At 70.0% G+C, this 3,244-nt stretch carries 1 protein-coding gene and 2 pseudogenes; 1 reads left to right on the top strand and 2 read right to left on the bottom strand.

All coding sequences use genetic code 11. The features are described 5' to 3' along the window. Nucleotide 1: 1 nt before the first annotated feature. Nucleotides 2-1,459 carry a 3-hydroxybutyrate oligomer hydrolase family protein gene (locus ACFTZL_RS43210; RefSeq protein ID WP_382595613.1) on the bottom strand — a complete coding sequence of 486 codons (1,458 nt, stop codon included), beginning with the start codon at nucleotides 1,457-1,459 and terminating at the stop codon, nucleotides 2-4. Between the two features lie 348 nt (nucleotides 1,460-1,807). Between ACFTZL_RS43210 and ACFTZL_RS43215 the strand changes: the two are divergent. Next, nucleotides 1,808-3,093, top strand: a pseudogene (locus tag ACFTZL_RS43215) (alpha/beta hydrolase family esterase). Between the two features lie 55 nt (nucleotides 3,094-3,148). Here ACFTZL_RS43215 and ACFTZL_RS43220 read toward each other — a convergent pair. After that, nucleotides 3,149-3,244 (bottom strand): annotated as a pseudogene (locus ACFTZL_RS43220) (MerR family transcriptional regulator); the annotation flags it as partial.

Consider the following 3,244-nt stretch of genomic DNA (forward strand, 5'->3'; position numbering starts at 1 on the left):
GTCAGGGACGACGGAGGCCTGCCGCGGTCGTGGGTGCGTCCAGGGAGCAGGTGTCCAGGAGTGTCGCGGAGTCTCTAGCGGCGGGCAGAGGGACGGTGTGGGAGGCGGGTGGGCGGTGTCCTGGCATGAGCCAGTTCTCCAAGGCCGTGAAAGCCGTGCGGTGGCACGGTGTGAGGGGGCGGAGGCGTTCCGGGTAGGTGTCGACGAGGGCGTCCGTGTGGGTGCCGCCCTCGATGCGGTAGTAGCGATGCAGTACGCCACGGCCGGCCTGGCGCACCATGCGGGCGTAGACGTCGGAGTCCTGAGCGATCGGCAGCAGGACGTCCAGGGTGCCGTGCAGGGTGATCAGCGGTTTGCCGATCCGGCCGGTCAGAGCGATCTTTTCCATGGCTCTGCGGACCTTGTCGGGCCTGGCGGCGTAGTCGTAGTCGGCGTCACAGGCCGGCGTGCCCGGCGCGCAGAAAGGCGTGCCCGCCTCGGTCGGACCGTCGAAACCGGGGTCCAGTTCCTCGCGGTAGATGCGCTGGGTCAGGTCCCAGTAGACCTTGTGGTGGTACGGCCAGAGGAACCCGGAACCGGCCGGGAAGCCGGCGGCGTGCAGGGCTCTGCGCGCCGCGTCTGCTTCCTCGCCCCCGGCGGCGTACGCGGGGTAGTTGCGGAGCGCCTCGGGCAGGAAGTTCAGCAGGGTGGGGCCATCGGAGCGCCACAGGGTTCCCTCCCAGTCGACTCCCCCGTCGTAGAGGCCGGGATGGTTCTCCAACTGCCAGCGCACGAGGTATCCGCCGTTGGACATGCCGGTCACCAGGGTGCGTGAGGGCGGGCGGTGGTAGTGCCGGGCGAGTGTGGCGCGGGCGGCTCGGGTGAGCTGGGTGAGCCGGTCGTTCCATTCGGCGATGGCGTCGCCCGGCTTCTTGCCGTCCCGGTAGAAGGCCAGGCCGGTGTTGCCTTTGTCGGTGGCAGCGTAGGCATAGCCGCGGGAGAGCACCCAGTCGGCGATGGCCCGGTCGTTGGCGTACTGCTCCCGGTTGCCGGGGGTGCCGGCGACCACCAGACCGCCGTTCCACCGGTCGGGCAGGCGCATGACGAACTGGGCGTCATGGTTCCATCCGTTGTTGGTGTTGGTGGTTGAGGTGTCCGGGAAGTAGCCGTCGATCTGGATACCGGGGACTCCTCTGGGAACAGCCAGATCCTTGGGCGTCAGGCCCGCCCAGTCGGCCGGGTCGGTGTGGCCCGAGGCGACCGTGCCCGCCGTGGTCAACTCGTTGAGGCAGGTGGCCCGCTGATGCTCGGCCCCTGGTACGCGCACCTGGGTGAGGTGCGCGCAGTGGCCGGCGCCCGCGCTGACCGGTGCAGCCCCGGCGGGCGCGGGCACGGGTGTGAGTGTGAGGGCCGCCAGGGCCAGGGCCGCTGGTCCACCGCGTCGCCAGGAGCGTGGCAGGGGGCGGAAAGACAGGTGCATGCGTGAACCTCCGCGGTCGGGTGCAGGGATGCGCGGGAGGCTATAGCGCGGCTTCGCTGCGACATATGGGGCTTCCCACCACCATCCAGAGTCACGGCGTAGCTGTCGGCACCACCCGGCGCAGGGCGCATTGGCCGTAGCCCCGGAGGGCCCGCCCGGGCCTGTGGGCTCCTGCCCTACACGACCCTTCACGAGCCGGGAAATGTCCCGCCGTCACACAGGTTCTCGCCACCTGTGGCTGTCCCACCCATGCCGGCGCCGGCACGGGAGCGCCGATGATGCACGCCACGCCGGTCACCAGTCCTGTCGGTGCCGGCGAGGCCCCCCACACATCAGGAGGCAGTCGTCATGGGACCGTCGCATCCTGCGTTCCGTTTCTCCCGGACTCTCATCAGAGGCATTCGCCGATGGGCCACCGCCGCCGGGGCTCTGACCCTGACCGGCGGGCTGCTCGCCGCCGGCCCCCAGGCATCCGCCGCGGGTCTGACCCAGGTCACCGGGTTCGGCACCAACCCCGGCAACCTGTCGATGTACACCTACGCACCCGACGCACTGCCCGCCGGCGCCCCGCTGGTCGTCGCCCTGCACGGCTGCACACAGAGCGCGAACGACTACTATGCGCACTCCGGCTGGCCCAAGTTCGCCGACACCTACGGTTTCGCGTTGGTCCTCCCCCAGACGAGCAGCGCCAACAACGCCAACTCCTGTTTCAACTGGTTCCAGCCGGGCGACAGCGGCCGTGGTCAGGGCGAGGCGCTGTCGATCAAGCAGATGGTGGACAAGGCTGTCTCGCTGTACGGCGGCGACACTCGGCGCGTCTACATCACCGGTCTGTCCGCAGGCGGCGCCATGACGGCGAACATGCTGGCCGCCTACCCGGACGTCTTCGCGGGCGGGGCCATCAACTCCGGATTGCCCGCCCGCTGCGCGAGCAGCGTGGCCACGGCCTACACCTGCATGTACGTCCCGCCGGACAAGAGGCCGGCCCAGTGGGGGGATCTGGTGCGTTCCGCCGCTCCGGCCGGCACGACCTCGTGGCCGCGCGTAGCCGTCTGGCAGGGCACCGCCGACACCACCGTGAAGCCCGCCAACGCCACAGAGCTGCGCGACCAGTGGACGAACGTGTGGGGCATCGGCCAGACGCCGTCCCGTACGGAGAACCTCGGCGGGGGTACCACGCTGAGCGTGTTCGACGACGCCTCCGGCCGCTCCGCCGTCCAGGTCTACACGGTCTCCGGCATGGGACACGGGCTGGCTGTCGACCCGGGCAGCAACACCGAACAGTGCGGCAGCGCCGCCACCTACTACCTTGACACCATCTGCTCCAGCTACCACACCGCCCGCTTCTGGGGGCTCAACGGCAGCTAGGACAAGGGCACCCTGCCCCCGCCGGACCGACGGTCACCAGCACCATCCTCTCCCTGAACCGGAAAGCGATCGGCGCGCACGGTCACGCGCCCCCCGGCAACCAGGTAGGACCTGCGTGTAGCGAGATGCCAGCAACCAGTCGAGCGCACGCTTCGACCGACCATTGCCGTGCAACCGGCGCGGTTGTTCTCGACCCGCTGGATCCCGGTGGAAACCCACGGATCCATCGGTGTGCATCAGGCCGATGCATCGGTAGGTTCGGGTGAAACACAAGAGGATGCTGAGCGATCACCGCACGGCCGGTCTGGCCCGATCTGCGGAGCGCAGGGTGCGGACCAGCTCGACACGGGCCACGGACTCGGCGTCGTACAGCCGGTAGCCGCCCGCGGAGCGGGCCACCGGCGGCACCGCTCCCTC

Source organism: Streptomyces sp. NPDC056948, from assembly GCF_042674225.1.
GTDB classification, from domain to species: Bacteria; Actinomycetota; Actinomycetes; order Streptomycetales; family Streptomycetaceae; genus Streptomyces; species Streptomyces purpurascens.

Excerpts from the sequence above, each read along its gene's own strand:
- ACFTZL_RS43210 (WP_382595613.1), bottom strand. The coding sequence starts at position 1,459 with ATGCACCTGTCTTTCCGCCCCCTGCCACGCTCCTGGCGACGCGGTGGA.